The 15,173-nt window shown below is 71.5% G+C and carries 15 protein-coding genes, 2 tRNA genes and 1 pseudogene; 5 read left to right on the top strand and 13 right to left on the bottom strand.

Annotated elements, in window-relative coordinates; genetic code table 11:
* Window positions 1–559: 559 nt before the first annotated feature.
* Window positions 560–784: a hypothetical protein gene (locus ACWD6N_RS35615; RefSeq protein ID WP_354964000.1), complete on the top strand. Its 225-nt coding sequence runs from the start codon at window positions 560–562 to the stop codon at window positions 782–784.
* 4 nt (window positions 785–788) lie between these two features.
* Here ACWD6N_RS35615 and ACWD6N_RS35610 read toward each other — a convergent pair whose 3' ends face one another.
* Together ACWD6N_RS35610 and ACWD6N_RS35605 are read right to left on the bottom strand one after the other, a co-directional pair.
* Entirely contained in the window at window positions 789–1,586 is a 798-nt protein-coding gene (locus ACWD6N_RS35610) for a carbon-nitrogen hydrolase family protein (protein WP_354963999.1), read from the bottom strand.
* A gap of 38 nt (window positions 1,587–1,624) precedes the next feature.
* On the bottom strand, window positions 1,625–2,458 hold the full coding sequence (locus ACWD6N_RS35605) for a DMT family transporter (RefSeq protein WP_354963998.1): 834 nt from the start codon (window positions 2,456–2,458) through the stop codon (window positions 1,625–1,627).
* Between the two features lie 41 nt (window positions 2,459–2,499).
* Here ACWD6N_RS35605 and ACWD6N_RS35600 point away from each other — a divergent pair, with 41 nt between their 5' ends.
* Complete coding sequence (locus tag ACWD6N_RS35600; RefSeq protein WP_354963997.1) at window positions 2,500–3,126, top strand: helix-turn-helix domain-containing protein; 627 nt, start codon at window positions 2,500–2,502, stop codon at window positions 3,124–3,126.
* A 24-nt stretch (window positions 3,127–3,150) separates the two neighbouring features.
* On the opposite strand, the gene clpX is transcribed toward ACWD6N_RS35600, so the two are convergent.
* The 5 genes from clpX to ACWD6N_RS35575 form a co-directional block, all read right to left on the bottom strand.
* A complete protein-coding gene (gene clpX, locus ACWD6N_RS35595; protein WP_354963996.1) occupies window positions 3,151–4,446 on the bottom strand; it encodes an ATP-dependent Clp protease ATP-binding subunit ClpX in 1,296 nt (431 codons plus the stop codon).
* A gap of 210 nt (window positions 4,447–4,656) precedes the next feature.
* On the bottom strand, window positions 4,657–5,319 hold the full coding sequence (locus ACWD6N_RS35590) for an ATP-dependent Clp protease proteolytic subunit (protein WP_121652300.1): 663 nt from the start codon (window positions 5,317–5,319) through the stop codon (window positions 4,657–4,659).
* Between the two features lie 10 nt (window positions 5,320–5,329).
* Window positions 5,330–5,971, bottom strand: coding sequence for an ATP-dependent Clp protease proteolytic subunit (locus tag ACWD6N_RS35585; protein ID WP_007464111.1), 642 nt, complete (start codon window positions 5,969–5,971; stop codon window positions 5,330–5,332).
* Window positions 5,972–6,165: 194 nt separating this feature from the next.
* A complete protein-coding gene (gene tig, locus ACWD6N_RS35580) occupies window positions 6,166–7,512 on the bottom strand; it encodes a trigger factor (RefSeq protein ID WP_387326199.1) in 1,347 nt (448 codons plus the stop codon).
* A gap of 145 nt (window positions 7,513–7,657) precedes the next feature.
* Window positions 7,658–7,731 (bottom strand) — tRNA-Pro (locus ACWD6N_RS35575).
* Window positions 7,732–7,990: 259 nt separating this feature from the next.
* On the opposite strand from ACWD6N_RS35575, the gene ACWD6N_RS35570 reads away from it, so the two are divergent.
* Window positions 7,991–8,064, top strand: a tRNA-Gly gene (locus ACWD6N_RS35570).
* Between the two features lie 72 nt (window positions 8,065–8,136).
* Here ACWD6N_RS35570 and ACWD6N_RS35565 read toward each other — a convergent pair.
* Entirely contained in the window at window positions 8,137–8,979 is an 843-nt protein-coding gene (locus tag ACWD6N_RS35565; RefSeq protein WP_354963994.1) for a hypothetical protein, read from the bottom strand.
* Window positions 8,976–9,485 (bottom strand): SigE family RNA polymerase sigma factor, encoded by a 510-nt coding sequence (locus ACWD6N_RS35560; protein ID WP_354963993.1) that lies wholly within the window; start codon window positions 9,483–9,485, stop codon window positions 8,976–8,978. The genes ACWD6N_RS35565 and ACWD6N_RS35560 overlap by 4 nt, the downstream gene beginning before the upstream one ends.
* A gap of 203 nt (window positions 9,486–9,688) precedes the next feature.
* Between ACWD6N_RS35560 and ACWD6N_RS35555 the strand changes: the two genes are divergently transcribed.
* Window positions 9,689–11,836, top strand: a complete 2,148-nt coding sequence (locus ACWD6N_RS35555) for a M14 family zinc carboxypeptidase (RefSeq protein WP_354963992.1) — start codon at window positions 9,689–9,691, stop codon at window positions 11,834–11,836.
* Window positions 11,837–12,076: 240 nt separating this feature from the next.
* Here ACWD6N_RS35555 and ACWD6N_RS35550 read toward each other — a convergent pair whose 3' ends face one another.
* Entirely contained in the window at window positions 12,077–12,616 is a 540-nt protein-coding gene (locus ACWD6N_RS35550) for a hypothetical protein (protein ID WP_354963991.1), read from the bottom strand.
* A gap of 138 nt (window positions 12,617–12,754) precedes the next feature.
* Between ACWD6N_RS35550 and ACWD6N_RS35545 the strand changes: the two genes are divergently transcribed.
* Complete coding sequence (locus ACWD6N_RS35545; RefSeq protein ID WP_354963990.1) at window positions 12,755–13,096, top strand: hypothetical protein; 342 nt, start codon at window positions 12,755–12,757, stop codon at window positions 13,094–13,096.
* Window positions 13,097–13,110: 14 nt separating this feature from the next.
* Here the strand turns inward: ACWD6N_RS35545 and ACWD6N_RS35540 are convergent, their stop codons facing one another.
* The 3 genes and pseudogenes from ACWD6N_RS35540 to ACWD6N_RS35530 all read right to left on the bottom strand — a co-directional run.
* Window positions 13,111–13,578 (bottom strand): ribose-5-phosphate isomerase, encoded by a 468-nt coding sequence (locus tag ACWD6N_RS35540; RefSeq protein ID WP_354963989.1) that lies wholly within the window; start codon window positions 13,576–13,578, stop codon window positions 13,111–13,113.
* A gap of 88 nt (window positions 13,579–13,666) precedes the next feature.
* The gene (locus ACWD6N_RS35535) at window positions 13,667–14,866 is read right to left on the bottom strand and encodes a DUF1015 family protein (RefSeq protein WP_354963988.1); all 1,200 of its coding nucleotides are present in this window, start codon (window positions 14,864–14,866) and stop codon (window positions 13,667–13,669) included.
* Window positions 14,867–14,955: 89 nt separating this feature from the next.
* Window positions 14,956–15,173: pseudogene (locus ACWD6N_RS35530) on the bottom strand (hypothetical protein); the annotation flags it as partial.

Here is a 15,173-nt window from a genome sequence, read left to right as displayed (position 1 = left end):
CCAGTCCGGGGTATAAATCATAATTGGCACTGGCTTATCAAGCACCCTGTTGAGTTCTCAAAGAACAACCACACACCGATCAAAAGCCCCACTCGCTGGGACCCCATCTCGGGGCAACCGCTCAAACTTACTTGGTCGAACTTTCGTTGTCAACCTCGTGTCCGAGGTGATCAACTTTTTGGTCCTGATCCACGACGACGCACGCCGTACCCGGCGGTCGTTACTGTCGTGGGAAGCCGCAGACCGGCCGATCACCGCTTCGCGGCTCTCGGCCCGGCTCCTGCCGGCTTCAGCACTCTACCCGGTCGGCTTCGCGTCTGCAACCCCGTTTCCGGAGTGATCCGCACCGCCCGATTTCTCAGTCTCGCTCGGCGTTCCCGCCACGAGCCTGGCGCCCGCTCTCGGCCGGTTTGTCCGGCCTCCCCCGTGCAGAGAGAAAGTTACGCGGACGGCCCGGAGAAGGCAAATCAGGGTTCATCACTGGTTGGTCGAAGGGGGCCGGCGGCGGTCCCCGCGTAGCCCGCGACGCGGAGCGCATCGGCGTGCCAGAGTGTCAGGCATGGATGAGTCCGGGCTCGGCGTCACGGTGCACGCCGAGGAGGCGCTGCTCGGCCTCCTCCTGCCGTTCTGGCAGTTGGTGATCGGCGCGGTCGTCCTGGTCGTCCTGGTGCTCTCGGTGGGGCGACTGGCCCGGAGGGGCCGATCCCGGATGACCACCGCTCTGCTGGTGACCGCCGCGGTCATCGCGGGCTTCACGGTGCTCGGCGTGCTGCTGGAGGGCTGAGGGCTCAGAGCCGGCGGTTGGCCAGGCTCGGCAGTTCGGCCCGGATCTGGACGAGCCGGTCGAGGTCGAGGTCGACGACGGACACCCCCGGGCCGTCCGGCAACTGGGTGAGGATCGTCCCCCACGGGTCGACCACCATGCTGCGCCCGAAACAGGTGCGGCCGGGCTCGTGGTCGCCGGTCTGGCCGGCGGCCGCGACGAAGCACTGGTTCTCGATCGCCCGCGCCCGCAGCAGGACCTCCCAGTGGTCCCGTCCGGTGTGCAGCATGAACGCCGCCGGGACCACCAGCAGGTGGGCGCCACCCTCGGTGGCCAGGCGCCGATACAGCTCCGGGAAGCGCAGGTCGTAACAGATGGACAGGCCCACCCGGAGCCCCTCGACGTCGACCACCACCGGCCGGTCGCCAGCGGCGACGCTCGCCGACTCCAGGTAGGAGACCCGGCCGGGTATCTCCACGTCGTACAGGTGGATCTTGCGGTAGCTCGCGGCCAGGCTGCCGGACCGGTCGAAGACCAGCGACGTGTTCCAGGTGTGCTCCGGGTCGGGGCCGGCCTCGTGGAACGAGCCGGCCACCACCCAGATGCCGAGTCGCCGGGCGATGCCGGCGAAGAAGCTGCCCACCTCGCCGTCCACCGGCTCCGGCTCGGGCAACCCGGCGGCGGGGCCCAGGTAGTCGACGTACTCCGGCAGGACCGCGAGGTCCGCGCCGCCGGCGGCGGCACGTTCCAGCAGGACCTCCGCGGCTGCCAGGTTGGCTTTGCGGTCATCCCGGGCGTTCAGCTGGCAGACGGCGACGCGCATGGGCCAAGGGTACGGCCGAACGGGCTGCATCGGCAGCCTCAGATGCTGGCCAGCACCAGAGCCCCGGCGGCGAAGCCGAGCCCGGCGACCTGGACCGGTCGCAACTTCTCCCGGTCGACGGCGAGCGCGAGCAGCACCGTGCTGGCCGGGTAGAGCGCGGCGATCGCCGCGACGATGCTCAGGTGACCGCGGGCGGCGGCGGCGAGGAAGAGCGCGTTCGCGGCACTGTCGAGCAGGCCGGCGACCGCGGCCCACACCAGTACGCGCCGCCCGAGCCGGAGCCGCACGCCGGTGCCGGCGGCCAGGGCGAGGCCGAACGCGATCGAGCTGGCCCGTACGGCCGCCACCGGCCACATGCCGGCCCCCTCGCCGGCCTGGCCGAGCAGCGTGAAGAAGACGCCGAAGAGCGCCCCGGCGCCCAGCGCCAGCCTTACCAGCCGCGCTGGGACGGCCCGGCGGCTGCCGCCCTCGCCCAGGCTGACCAGTGCGATCGCCAGCACGGCGAGGCCGGCGCCGATGAGCGCGGGGGCGCCGGGGAACGTCGAGGTGAACAGGCCGGCGACGATCGGCACTATCGCGGCGGTGATCGCGGTGACCGGCGCCACGACGGCCATCATCCCGCCGGCGAGAGCCCGGTAGAGCAGCATGACCCCGGCCGCGCCGGCCACCCCGGCGATCAGCCCCCAGGCGATGTCGCCCACGGTGGGGGTCCCGGGCACGACCAGCACCAGGACGACCAGCAGCGGGACGCTGAGCAGCTGGGAGACCACCGTGACGGCGATCGGGTCGGCCCGGCGGGACGCCTTCCCGCCGGAGAAGTCGGCCGTGCCGAACGCGACCGCGGACACCGCTGCCAGGACAATGGGGAGCATGCGACAGTCGTATCACAATAATGACCGCATAGGATAGTTCAATGACCGAGATCGGAGCGGGCCGTGTAGGCGCGGTGACCGCCGCGGTGGCCCGACAGGTACGCGAGCTACGTGCCACGCGCGGCTGGTCCTTCGAGGAGTTGGCCGGACGGTCGGGGGTGAGCAAGGGGATGCTCGTGCAGATCGAGAGCGCGCGCACCAACCCGAGCGTCGGCACGCTCTGCCGGGTCGCCGACGCGTTCGGGGTCAACATCGCCCGCCTGCTGGAGCCCGACGAGGAACGGACCGTGAAGATCACCCCGGTCGCCGACGCGCCCGTGCTCTGGCAGGGCGAACGAGGCGGCACGGCCCACCTGCTCAGCGGGCTGGGCGAACCGGACCTGGTCGAGCTCTGGGACTGGCGGCTGGAACCCGGCGAGGCACACCGCTCCCCCGACCACCCGCGCGGCACCCGGGAGGTCCTCCACGTGCTGACCGGCGCGGTCGTCGTCCGGGTCGACGGGCAGGACCACCCCGTCCGGGCCGGCGAGACGATCGAGTTCCACGCCGACCGGGAACACGGCTATCGCAACGACACCGACGAACCGGCCCGACTGATGATGGTGACCGTCACCCCGTCGGGCGAGTGGGATCGACGGACCCGCTCACGCCGGCCGCGTCAGGACTGAGCGGCCGGCGCGACGCGAGGACGATCAGGCCGACTTCTCCTCGCGGTCCCGCCGGGCCTGACGGCCGGTGAACTCGCGGGGCACGATGGTCGGGTTGACGTTCTCCAGGACCACCTCGCGGGTGATCAGCACTCGGGCGGCGTCGGGGTTGCTCGGCACCTCGTACATCGCGGAGAGCAGAACCTCCTCGATGATGGCCCGCAGGCCGCGGGCGCCGGTGCCCCGCAGCATGGCCTGGTCGGCGATCGCCTCGAGCGCCGGCTCGTCGAACTCCAGCTCGACCCCGTCCAGCTCGAAGAGGCGCTGGTATTGCCGGACCAGGGCGTTGCGCGGCTCGGTGAGGATCCGCACCAGGGCGCTGCGGTCCAGGCTGCGCACGTTGGTGATCACCGGCAGTCGGCCCACGAACTCGGGGATCAGCCCGAACTTGAGCATGTCCTCCGGCATGACCTGGCTGAAGATGTCATCGGTCGACCGGTCGGACACCGACCGGAGCCGGGCACCGAAGCCGGTGCCACCCTGCCCGGTGCGGGACTCGATGATCTGATCCAGACCGGCGAACGCGCCACCGCAGATGAACAGCACGTTGGTGGTGTCGATCTGGATGAACTCCTGGTGCGGGTGCTTGCGCCCGCCCTGCGGCGGCACGTTGGCCACCGTGCCTTCCAGCATCTTGAGCAGGGCCTGCTGCACACCCTCGCCGGAGACGTCCCGGGTGATCGACGGATTCTCCGACTTGCGGGCGATCTTGTCGACCTCGTCGATGTAGATGATGCCGGTCTCGGCGCGCTTGATGTCGTAGTCGGCGGCCTGGATCAGCTTGAGGAGGATGTTCTCCACGTCTTCGCCGACGTAACCCGCCTCGGTCAGCGCGGTGGCGTCGGCGATCGCGAACGGGACGTTCAACATCCGGGCCAGCGTCTGCGCCAGGTGGGTCTTGCCGCACCCGGTCGGGCCGAGCAGCAGGATGTTGGACTTGGCCAGCTCGACGGCGTCGCTGCCGGAGCCCGGCGCGCCGGCCGCCTCGGCCTGGATCCGCTTGTAGTGGTTGTAGACCGCGACGGCGAGCGCCTTCTTGGCCTGATCCTGCCCGACCACGTAGTTGTCGAGGAACTGGCAGATCTCCATCGGCTTGGGAAGCTCTTCCCACTTCACCTCGCCGGACTCGGCCAGCTCTTCTTCGATGATCTCGTTGCAGAGATCGATGCACTCGTCGCAGATGTAGACCCCGGGGCCCGCGATGAGCTTCTTCACCTGCTTCTGCGACTTGCCGCAGAAGGAGCATTTCAGTAGGTCGCCGCCGTCACCGATCCGTGCCACCTACGTTCTCCCTGCACTCATCGGCCGGAGACCCGGCCCTGACCCTGCGGACGCTGCGCGCCGTCCGGCTCCGTTCACCCCGCCGGCCCAACCGGCGAAGCGGTACGGACCCGACGTTACCCGCTGGCGGGGCATTCTCCGACCCCCAAAACGGGTGTGTCAGAGGTCGGCCGGGAACGACGCCCCGGCCAACCTCTGACCCGGTACTGCTCAGCTGGCGGCGTTGGCCGCCAGCAGACCCTTCTTGCGGCTGGTCAGGATCGTGTCGACCAGCCCGTACTCCTTGGACTCCTCGGCCGTCATGATCTTGTCCCGGTCGATGTCCTTGCGGACCTGCTCGATCGGGCGGTTGCAGTGGCGGGAGAGCATGTCCTCCAGCTGGGTCCGCATCCGCAGGATCTCCCGGGCCTGGATCTCGATGTCCGAACCCTGCCCGTAGCCGCCCTCGGTGGCCGGCTGGTGGATGATGATCCGCGAGTTCGGAAGCGCCATCCGCTTGCCCGGGGTGCCGGCCGACAGCAGCACCGCCGCCGCGCTGGCCGCCTGACCCAGGCAGACGGTGGAGATGTCCGGACGGACGTACTGCATGGTGTCGTAGATCGCCGTCATCGCGGTGAACGAGCCACCCGGCGAGTTGATGTACATGATGATGTCGCGGTCCGGGTCGGTGCCCTCGAGCGTCAGCAGCTGGGCCATCACGTCGTTGGCCGACGCGTCGTCCACCTGGACGCCGAGGAAGATGATCCGGTCCTCGAAGAGCTTGTTGTACGGGTTCGACTCCTTGACCCCGTACGACGTGCGCTCGACGAACGACGGAAGCACGTAACGGTTGTGCACGGCCGCGAACTGGGGCGGCAAGCTCAGATCGGTCATCGTCAGCTCCTCAGCTCAGGGTCCCGGCGCCATCCGGAACCTGAGCGGCCCCGATGATCACCTTGTCGATGAAGCCGTAGTCCATGGCCTCCTGGGCGGTGAACCAACGGTCCCGGTCCGAGTCCGCCTCGATCTGCGACTGGCTCTGGCCGGTGTGGTGCGCGACCCGCTCCTGGAACATCCGCTTCGTGTAGAGCATCTGCTCCGCCTGGATGGCGATGTCGGACGCCGTACCGCCCAGACCACCGGACGGCTGGTGCATCATGATCCGGGCGTGGGGCAGGGCGTACCGCTTGCCCTTGGTGCCCGCGCAGAGCAGCAGCTGGCCCATCGAGGCAGCCATGCCCATCGCCACGGTCGACACGTCGTTGTCGATGAACTGCATGGTGTCGTAGATCGCCATGCCGGAGTAGACCGAGCCACCCGGCGAGTTGATCCACAGGTTGATGTCGCGGTCCGGGTCCTCCGCGGCGAGCAGCAGCAGCTGCGCGCAGATGCGGTTGGCGACCTGGTCGGTCACCTCACTGCCCAGGAAGATGATGCGTTCCTTGAGCAACCGGTTGTAGACCGAGTCGTCGAGGTTGCCAATGGAGTCGCCACCGCGCGCGTCAATCGCCCGGAGCGACTTCTTGGGGATGTGCATGTCGGTCATGGCAGCCCTTCGCTCTCCGTACCGTCTTTCCCGACACTAACCGCTGTGCGGGGCGGCAGAGTCCCGGTCGGGGCACTGTTCGCTCTCAGCGCAGCTGCGTCGGGCGTACCCGCGGCGCGGGCTTCCGGGCGTACCCCGGAAAGGATTCGGCCGCCGTCCATCGCGCAGCGGGGGACGGCGGCCGCACCCGACGATCAGTGTTCGTGGTTGTGCTCCGCCTCGTTGGCGGCGCGCAGCGCGTCGAGGGTGATCTCGTTGCCGGCCGAGTCCTTGATCGTGATCCGCTCCATGACGGCCGCGAGCGCCTTGCCCCGCCGCACGTCACCGAAGACCGCGCCGGCCGCGCCCGAGCGCACCAGCTGGTCGTAGTACTGCTGCGGGGCCATCCCGGCCCGCTGGGCCCGGTGCACGATCTCGTGGCCGAACTCGTCGTCGGAGACCTGCACGTCCTCGGCGTCGGCCAGGGTGTCCAGCAGCAGCTGCACCTTCACGCCCTCGGTCGCCGCCTCGGTCAGCTCGGCGTCGATCTGCTCCTCGGTCTTCTCCTCGGCGGCGAGGTACTCCTCCATGGAGGCGCCGATCCGCTCCAGCTGGTCGGCCATCGCCTGCTTGCGGCTGGCCACCTCCTCGCGGACGACACCCTCCGGCGCCGGCACCTCGGCGGCCTCGACCAGCTGCGCCAGGGCCTTGTCCCGAGCCGCGTAGATCTGCTCGACCTGCTTGCCCTGGGTGACCCGCCCACGCAGGTCGCCGCGGAGCTCCTCGATCGTGTCGAACTCGCTCGCCATCTGGGCGAACTCGTCGTTCAGCTCCGGCAGCTCCTTCTCCTTGACCGTGCGCACGGTCACCGCCACCTCGGCGTCCCGGCCCGCGAAGTCGCCGCCGACCAGCTGGGTGGTGAAGGTGGTGTTCTCGCCGGCGGCGAGACCGACCACGGCCTCGTCGAGGCCCGGCAGGAGCTGCTTGCTGCCCACCTCGTGGGAGATGTTGCTCGCCTGGCCGCCCGGCACGTCCTCGCCGTCGACGGTCGCGTTCAGGTCGATCTGGACGTAGTCGCCCTCGGCGGCGGCCCGCTCGACGGTCTTGAGGGTGGCGAACCGCTCCCGCAGGTTCTTCACCTGCTCGTCGATCTCGCTCTCGTCGATCTGCAGCTCGTCGACCGTCACCTCGATGGTCGACGCGTCGGGCAGGGCGATCTCGGGGCGGACGTCCACCTCGGCGGTGAAGTTCAGCGAGTCACCGTCGTTGAACTCGGTGATCTCGACCTCGGGGCGCCCCAGCGTCTTCAGGTCGTGCTCGCGTACCGCGGCGAGGATGTTGTCCGGGATCGCGTCCTGGACCGCCTCGTTGAGGACGGTGCCCCGGCCCACCCGCTGGTCGATCACCGCGGTCGGCACCTTGCCCCGGCGGAAGCCGGGAACCTGGACCTGCGAACCGATCTCCCGGTACGCCTTCTTGAGGCTCGGCTCGAGCTCGACGAACGGCACCTCGATGGCGAGCCGCACGCGCGTCGGGCTCAGAGTCTCGACGGTGCTCTTCACAGGCGTACTCCTTGACGGATCTCAGTTGAGTCTGGGCGTGATTCAGCCCATCGAGTGTAGGTGAGCCGGCCTGACGCTCCGGCATCGCCCGGGGACCGCGCGGAAAACTCGGCGGCACCCGCGGCGGCCCGGCCGCGGACGACAGTCGGGGTGGCGGGATTTGAACCCACGGCCCCTCGCTCCCAAAGCGAGTGCGCTACCAAGCTGCGCCACACCCCGTGGCGACGTGCAGTCTATGCCGTCGGCGCACCGCAGACCTGCCGGGGCCACCTCCCACCCGGACACATTCCCGGAAAACCCCTATCGCGCCCGCGTCAGCGGCGGGCGCTCCTACTCCCTCGATCCCCGGCCCTCCCGCACGGCAAGGGGTGAGACGCGACGGCGGGACTTCGCGAAGCCGCAAGGCGGTGGCGCGGCTGCGCGTCCGGCACGACCATTGGGTACGCTGTCCGCGCGCCCCGTTTCGGCGGGGCTGAGCGCGGGCGTAGCTCAATGGTAGAGCTTCAGTCTTCCAAACTGACGGTGCGGGTTCGATTCCCGTCGCCCGCTCCACAAGACGAAGCCCCAGGTGGCCCGCACGATCGCGGCACCTGGGCCCCCGCCCGGTGAAGCCGGATCAGCTCCTCACTTCAGGTGGAACCGCTCATCGACCGCGAGGGCCGCCAACTGCGGTACGGAGAACGGAAGCGCCTTCAACTCCGGCTGGCTCTCGTCCAGCTGCGCGCCCTGCGCCACGTAGACCACCACGCCGTCCGGATGCCGGTATGCCGACCACTGGTCGAGCCGGTCGTCGCCGGTTGGTCGGGTGACGACGCCCACCTGCGCCGCTCCGACGGTCTCGACCTGGCATTCGCCCTGCATGCCCCAGAACCGGCGGGCCAGCGCACACGGTTCGGTCGGTAGCTGGTTGCCAGCGTCGTGCACCTCGACGATGACGCGCCCGGTCCCGTTGCCCTTGGCGACGGCGACCGAGGCCATGTAGCTCCACAGGTCGACGCCGTTCACCTTGTCCTCGAACTGTGCTTGCTGAGTTCGCAGTGTCCTCTGCTCGACGGGCTGGTTCGCCGGGTCCTCGGGTGCGGTGTAACCGGCGGGCACGACCGAGACGACCTCGGCGAGCAGCCGTACACCCTCGTCGTACTTCGACCCCGCCCGCGCGGTCCGATCCTCCTGTGGGCGACCGTCCGGCCCGGTCGGCCACGCCTCCTTGGTGTCCGTCGCCGACGGGGCCGGTACGGCAGGCACGCCGCCTGCCGGCTGGTAGACCTCGCCGCCCGGTGTGGCCACGGCCGCGAAGCCGGCGGCTGCCAGCACCACGGCCGCCGATCCGGCACACACCTGGACGGCACGGCGGCGACGGAAGGCCCGGCGACCGGCTCCGAGTGCCGCCGCCGTACTCAATGGTGGTGGCGGGGTGGCATCCGCCATCTCGCTGCGCAGCGCGTCGCGCAGGTCTTCTCCGTTCATCGCTCCCCCATCTCGATCCCGCTGTGTGTGGGTGCCAGGAGGCCGCGCAGCGTGTCCAGCCCGCGCGCCGCCTGGCTCTTCACCGTCCCCGGAGAGCACTGCAGCAGCGCCGCGACGTCCTCGACCGACAGGTCCTCCCAGTAGCGGAGAACCAGCACGGCCCGCTGGCGTGGCGCCACGGAGGCCAGCGCCCGCAGCAGCACCAGACGGTTCTCCGGCGAGTCGGGCGGCACCGCCTGCTCGGCGTTGTCGCCGCCCACCCGTTCACGCCGCCACCAGCCGCGGCGCCGCTCGTCGAGGAACGTCCGGATCAGGATCTGCCGCACGTAGCTGTCGAGCACCTCGTGCCGGGCGACCCGGTGCCAGACCAGGTAGAGCTTCACGAACGCGGTCTGGACCAGGTCCTCCGCCCGGTGCCAGTCGCCGCACAGCAGGTACGCGGTGCCGCGCATCGCGTCCGACCTCGCCGCGAAGTAGTCGGCGAACGCCTTGTCGCGATAGCTCATCCAAGCCTCCGATCCCCGATTCGAGATAGTCACGCCGGGTCCGGTCCAGCGGGTTGCATCTCGGAACGGAGAACTCGCGCCGTCGCCTCCAGGTTCCGGTCGTCCAGGTCGCGGTCGCGGCGCTACCGGCCTCGCGCCTTGACATGTGTCGATCTATGGACTGGTGTAAGGACCAGACCCATTGACGTCCGTCAGGAGGGCACATGATCGTCCGACGACGGTGGACAGCTGCCGCCACCACAGCGATCCTGGTCAGCGCGGTGCTGTCCCATCCCGGCCCGGGCACCGCGGCACCCGCCGCCCCGGCCACACCGATCACCCTGACCGCCACCGAGACCGCCCTGGTCCGGGTGCAGCTACGCGACCAGGCCCAGCTCGACCGCCTGGTCGCCACCGGCGCCGACCTGGCCAACCGACCCCGGGCCCGGGACGGGCGGATCCTCGCCGACCTGGTGCTGACCGGCGCCCAGCTCGCCGACCTGACCGCGCAGGGCGCGACCGCCGTGCAGATCGTGCAGCGCGCCGGGGACGGCAGCCGGCACCACGCCGAGAGCGTCCGCGCGGCTCAGGCCCGCACCGCCGCCGGGCTGCGCGCTCCGGCCGCCGGCCAGCGGACCACGGCCGCCGCCGCGGCCGTGGACACCCTCCAGGTGCAGCAGGCGTACTGGTGGACCACGAGCGGGCAGACGTTCCTGCAGGCGCGGGTCGCCACGACCGCCACCGACGACCCGGACGTTGAGATCACCGTCAGCTGGCGTACGGCGGACGGCGCCACCGGGTCGTTCCCGTTGTCCCGCTTCGAGGACTCCGGCGAGTACCAGTACCACTACGCGCTCCCCCAGCCGGTGCCGAACCGGCCGGTCCAGTTGACCGCCACCTCCAGCCTCGGCGGGGTCAGCCGCGCCGTCACACCGGCCCTCTGGCCGAACGCGACCCCGCCGCCGCTGCCGGCCGGCTACCAGAAGGACTTCATCGACGCGTACCTGACGCCGGTGGACATCCAGGCGCGGATCAAGCGGCTGGCCCGCCAGTACCGGGGCCTGGTCGACGTGATCAACCTGCCGAACCGGACCCAGGGGTACCGGCGCAACGCCGTCGCGTACCTGGGCGACCCGGCGGTGTCCGCCGTGGTGGTCGAGTCGGTCCGCTTCGGTGACCAGGGCATGAACGGTGTGCAGGTGCGGACGGTCGACCCGGGCCGGCGGAACCGACCGCTGACCGTCAGCTACCGCGACCGAGTCCTCACGGTCACGCTCGCCACCGACACCGCCGGCAAGACGGTGAGCACCACCGACGAGGTCGCGGCGGCGATCAACGCCCGCCAACCGAACCGGTTCCGGGCCACCGTCGAGGACGGCTCGGCCGGGCTGCCGATGCCGGTCGCCGGCCCGGCCCGGCTCGACGACGGGCTCCAGGGCACCGAGGTGCCGGCGAAGCCCTGGACGGTCCAGGCGCTGCGCCTCGGCGTGCACCGGGACGGCTCCCGGGTCGGGGTGCTGGCGTACTCCCAGGAACACGCCCGGGAGTGGACCACGCCGCTGGTGACGCTGGAGTTCGCCGAGCGGATGCTGGCCAACGCCCGCACCGATCCGGCCACCCGCGAGCTGCTGGAGCAGGTCGACGTGTTCGTCATCCCGACGGTCAACCCGGACGGCGCGAACTACTCGTTCAACGACTACAACTTCCAGCGCAAGAACCTGGTCAACCACTGCACCGGGCCGACCCGGGACCCGCGGTACCGCACCTCGTGGGGCGTCGACGTCAACCGCAACTACACCGTCGGGTCCTACTTCGACGGCTACGTGGGCGCCAGCGCCAACTGCCTCTCGGGCAACTACGCGGGCACCGCGGAGCTGTCCGAGGCGGAGAGCAGCAACGTGATCGCGCTCGCCCAGGCCCACCCGAACATCAAGTTCGCGATGAACGTGCACTCCTACGGCGGGTACTTCATGTGGCCGCCGGGGGCGTACCGGGCGGACGGGCGGGTCACCCTGCCCCGGCCGTCGATCGACGAGTCGAAGATGTTCCTGGACAGCGCGCGGCGGATCGTCGGCGCCATCGCGCAGGAGCGCGGGACGGTCACCTGGCCGTCGCAGACCGGCCCGGTCGCCGACGTTCTCTACTCGGCCGCCGGCAACTCCGCCGACCAGCTCTACTACGAGCTGGGCATCTTCGCCTGGGACTTCGAGGTCGGCAACGACCGGTGGAACCCGACCACCGGCCAGTGGGAGGGCGTCGGCTTCCAGCCGCCCTTCGACGAGGCACACGGCGAGGCACAGGAGTACGCCGGCGGCCTCGTCGAGCTGGTCCGGGTGGCCCGCGACCACGCGGCCGCCCAGCCCGCCGGTTGACCTTGCGGCGGGGTCGCGTCCGGCTCCCGGGCGCGGCCCCGCGCGGACCGTTCTACGACCACGACGGGATGGTCGAGCAGGTCTCGCCGTCACGTCAGTCGGACCGGCCGGCCACGGATGAACCGGGGCCGGCCGGGTAAGCAGCGGCCTTGCCTGGTGGGGAGACGACCGGTGTCGCGGCGTGCCGCGACCGTACGCTCGGGCGGGCGGCGTTGGCCGGCCCGCCCGGGCGTACCCGGATCAGTTCGAGGAGATCCAGTTCCAGGCCGAGACGACCCACTCGGTCTGCTGGAGCCAGGCCACGCCGAGGCCGGCGAGGAAGACCGCGGTCGCCAGGTGCGCGCCCCGCGCGCCGCGCCGGACCCGCCCGAGCTGCCGCTCCAGCACCACCCTGCCGACGAGCCGGGCCAGCGCGAACAGACCGACCGCCACCAGCAGGCTCAGCACCAGCACCAGCAGCGGGCCGCTCAGGTCGCCCTGGCCGGAGAGCGCCCAGATCCCCCAGCACACGAACGCGAAGAGCCCGGCCGCCGTGCTCCACTCGCCGCCGCGTCGCAGCTGCGCCAGGCGCCAGCTCAGCGGCCGGCGCGGTTCCGGGCCGTCCGGCCAGCCGGTCGGGGCCTGCTCGACGGTCGGGAAGGGCTCGGTCCGCGGGTTGCGCGGCTGACCCACCGGAGCCACGCCCCGGCGGAACCCGTCCCGCTGCGGCGGCACCCCGACGCCGGCCTGCGGTGGCACCTCCACGGTCCGCTCCGCCCACGGCTGCGTCTGGTCTGCCATCTCGTCCTCCCCCTGACCGGCGACACCACCGCCGCCTGGATCCGAGGGTAGCCAGCCGGCAAATCGGTCGCCGAGCCCGTCCGGCGCGGGCCGGGACGACCGTGCCGAATCGCACACCGGACGGGGTACGGTCGGCTGATGGGCGACCCGGAGCGACGACGACGGCGGCTGCGCCACCACCCCGACTCCGAGCCGGCCGGGCAGGGCACCGACGGTCCGACGGCCAGCACCGCCGCTGTGCACGACGGCACCGATCCACCGCCCCGCCGGCGGGGCCCGGTCAACGACGAGCGCGACGGTGAGCGAGGCCTGCGCGGGCTGGTCGGCTCCGGCTCATCGCAGGTGGGGCTGAGCGCCGCGCTGCGGGCCCGGGACGGCGCCCGACCCACCGACGACGACCTCGCCGAGGCCGAGGCCCGGGTGGTGGTCGTCCGGCGCAACTGGGTGCCCCGCGAGGAGCTGCCCCGCCCGCCGCGCTGACCGCCCGCCCAGGGTCAGGGCAGGTCGGGCAGCTCCCGGGTCTCCTCGTACGCGGCCACCTGGGCGATCCGGCGGGCGTGCCGCTCGTTGCCGGAGAAAGGGGTGTTCAGGAACGCCTCGACGATGGCGGTGGCCTCGTCCAGGGTGTGCTGGCGGGCGCCGACCGCGACCACGTTCGCGTCGTTGTGCTGGCGGGCCAGCTGGGCGGTCTCGACGTTCCAGGCCAGCGCGGCGCGGACCCCGGCGACCTTGTTCGCGGCAATCTGCTCACCGTTGCCGGACCCGCCGATGACCACCCCGAGGCCGGTCTCGTCGGCCACCACCCGGTCGCCGGTGTGCAGGCAGAACGTCGGGTAGTCGTCGTCCGGGTCGTAGCTGTGCGGGCCGACGTCGACCACGTCGTACCCCTGCTTGGCCAGGTGGTTGGCGAGGTGCACCTTCAACTCGAAACCGGCGTGGTCGGATCCCAGGTAGACGCGCATACCGGGAAGTCTGTCAGGCCGCCGGCAGAGACGCCGCAGGGGCGGCGTCCCCGAGCCGGGTTCGTCACACGGCCGTGCGGCCGGTCGCTCAGCGGGGCAGTTCGGCGACCACCAGGCCGCCACGCGCCTTCGGGGTGAACCAGGTGCTCTTTCGCGGCATCTTCTCGCGGGCCAGGTTCACCGCGACGAAGTCCGCGACGGTCACCGGCGCGATCAGGATCGCCAGCTCGGCCCGCCCGGCGTCGACCTCCCCGGTGAGCCAGCTCGCCGGGTAGTCACCACCCACGTAGGTGATCCGCTTGTCGCCCGGGTCCAGGCCCAGCACGTCGCGCAGCAGCAGCCGCTCGACCAGGGCGTGGTCCAGGTTCTCCAGGCGATCGCCGGCGGTGCCGGGCAGGCGCACCGCGTACCCCTGGCCGGGAAGCCGGAGGTGGACGGTGCCGCCAGCCGCCGGGACCTCGACCGGGCCGTCGATCGGCTCGATCTCGGCTCCCGCCGCGCGCAGCCGGTCCAGCAGCTCGTCCGGCGTGGTGGTCAGCTCGCTGACCAGCCGGTTGTACGGCTGGATGGCCACCGAGGCGGGCGTGGTCACCACGGCCAGGAAGCGCGGCAGCCCACCGGTCTGGGCGGCCAGGCTGCGGTGGTTGCCGTCGGCGACGACCAGGTCCCCGCCGCCCGCGAGGCCGGTCAACTCGTCCTGCTCCGGGCCGGGGCCGAGCAGCCAGATGGCGTGGGTGCGCCCCGCCTGGTCGGTGTCCGCCGCGGCGGGCGCGCCGGCCGCCTCGGTCGCCGCCGCGAGCGCGGCGTGCAGCTCGTCACCGCGCCCCGTCTGGAGCAGGAGTACGGGTGAGAGCAGGTGACCGAGCGACTCGGCCAGCGCCACCCGCTCACGCACCTTGGCGATGAAGACGTCCTCGTTGCGGATGACCAGGCCGGGCTCGTCGGCCCGGGTGGAGATCTGGTCGGTGTCCACCATCGCGAACAGCCCGTACGCCGGCTCGTCGTCCGGCGCGCTGATCCGGTAGAGCACCACCACCTGCTCGGCGGGGGTGTAGCTGCCGTCGGCCTTCGCCTCGGCGAGTCGGGCCACCGCGTCCGGCAGCGCGTCGAGGAAGGACTTGCCCTTACTCTCCGGCGCCCGGTGCGGCATCTCGATGCCGAGGGCACTATGCGGGTTCGCCTCGATGATCGCGGTGATCTCCGCGTCGTCGGCGAACTCGTCGTAGTTCTGCGCGCCGGTGCCGCCGGTGGTGATCCAGGCCCGGGCGATCGGATGTACGACCGTCATGTCCGCTGACGCTACCGGCGACGACGTCGCCGGTAGCGGGGACCCGCGCGGCGTCCACCAGATGAAAGCGCTGGGCCGGGGCGCGGCGATCAACCGGCCCGGCCGGACGCGCCCCGACGGTGCCGGCCGGCGACGGCGGACCCGCCGTTGCCCCGCCGGCCGGTCGCGGCGGGTCCGGTGGTCGCGTTGCGGCGCGGCGCGGCGGGCGGCCCCGGCACGGGACGCGGCTCGTGCGGCGGCGCCGGGACGGGTCGCGGGTTCAGCGGCGGCGTCGGCACCGGACGCGGGGCGGCGGGTGCCGGCGGAG

It is taken from the genome of Micromonospora sp. NPDC005163, assembly GCF_053599835.1.
Note: the sequence above shows the minus strand (reverse complement) of the source record. Positions and strands in the feature narration are given on the sequence as shown.

Bases quoted from the DNA above. Each gene is read 5' to 3' on its own strand.
- ACWD6N_RS35615 (WP_354964000.1), top strand. From the start codon at position 560: ATGGATGAGTCCGGGCTCGGCGTCACGGTGCACGCCGAGGAGGCGCTG.
- ACWD6N_RS35610 (WP_354963999.1), bottom strand. From the start codon at position 1,586: ATGCGCGTCGCCGTCTGCCAGCTGAACGCCCGGGATGACCGCAAAGCC.
- ACWD6N_RS35605 (WP_354963998.1), bottom strand. From the start codon at position 2,458: ATGCTCCCCATTGTCCTGGCAGCGGTGTCCGCGGTCGCGTTCGGCACG.
- ACWD6N_RS35600 (WP_354963997.1), top strand. From the start codon at position 2,500: ATGACCGAGATCGGAGCGGGCCGTGTAGGCGCGGTGACCGCCGCGGTG.
- ACWD6N_RS35590 (WP_121652300.1), bottom strand. From the start codon at position 5,319: ATGACCGATCTGAGCTTGCCGCCCCAGTTCGCGGCCGTGCACAACCGT.
- ACWD6N_RS35585 (WP_007464111.1), bottom strand. From the start codon at position 5,971: ATGACCGACATGCACATCCCCAAGAAGTCGCTCCGGGCGATTGACGCG.
- ACWD6N_RS35565 (WP_354963994.1), bottom strand. From the start codon at position 8,979: ATGAACGGAGAAGACCTGCGCGACGCGCTGCGCAGCGAGATGGCGGAT.
- ACWD6N_RS35560 (WP_354963993.1), bottom strand. From the start codon at position 9,485: ATGAGCTATCGCGACAAGGCGTTCGCCGACTACTTCGCGGCGAGGTCG.
- ACWD6N_RS35555 (WP_354963992.1), top strand. From the start codon at position 9,689: ATGATCGTCCGACGACGGTGGACAGCTGCCGCCACCACAGCGATCCTG.
- ACWD6N_RS35550 (WP_354963991.1), bottom strand. From the start codon at position 12,616: ATGGCAGACCAGACGCAGCCGTGGGCGGAGCGGACCGTGGAGGTGCCA.
- ACWD6N_RS35545 (WP_354963990.1), top strand. From the start codon at position 12,755: ATGGGCGACCCGGAGCGACGACGACGGCGGCTGCGCCACCACCCCGAC.
- ACWD6N_RS35540 (WP_354963989.1), bottom strand. From the start codon at position 13,578: ATGCGCGTCTACCTGGGATCCGACCACGCCGGTTTCGAGTTGAAGGTG.
- ACWD6N_RS35535 (WP_354963988.1), bottom strand. From the start codon at position 14,866: ATGACGGTCGTACATCCGATCGCCCGGGCCTGGATCACCACCGGCGGC.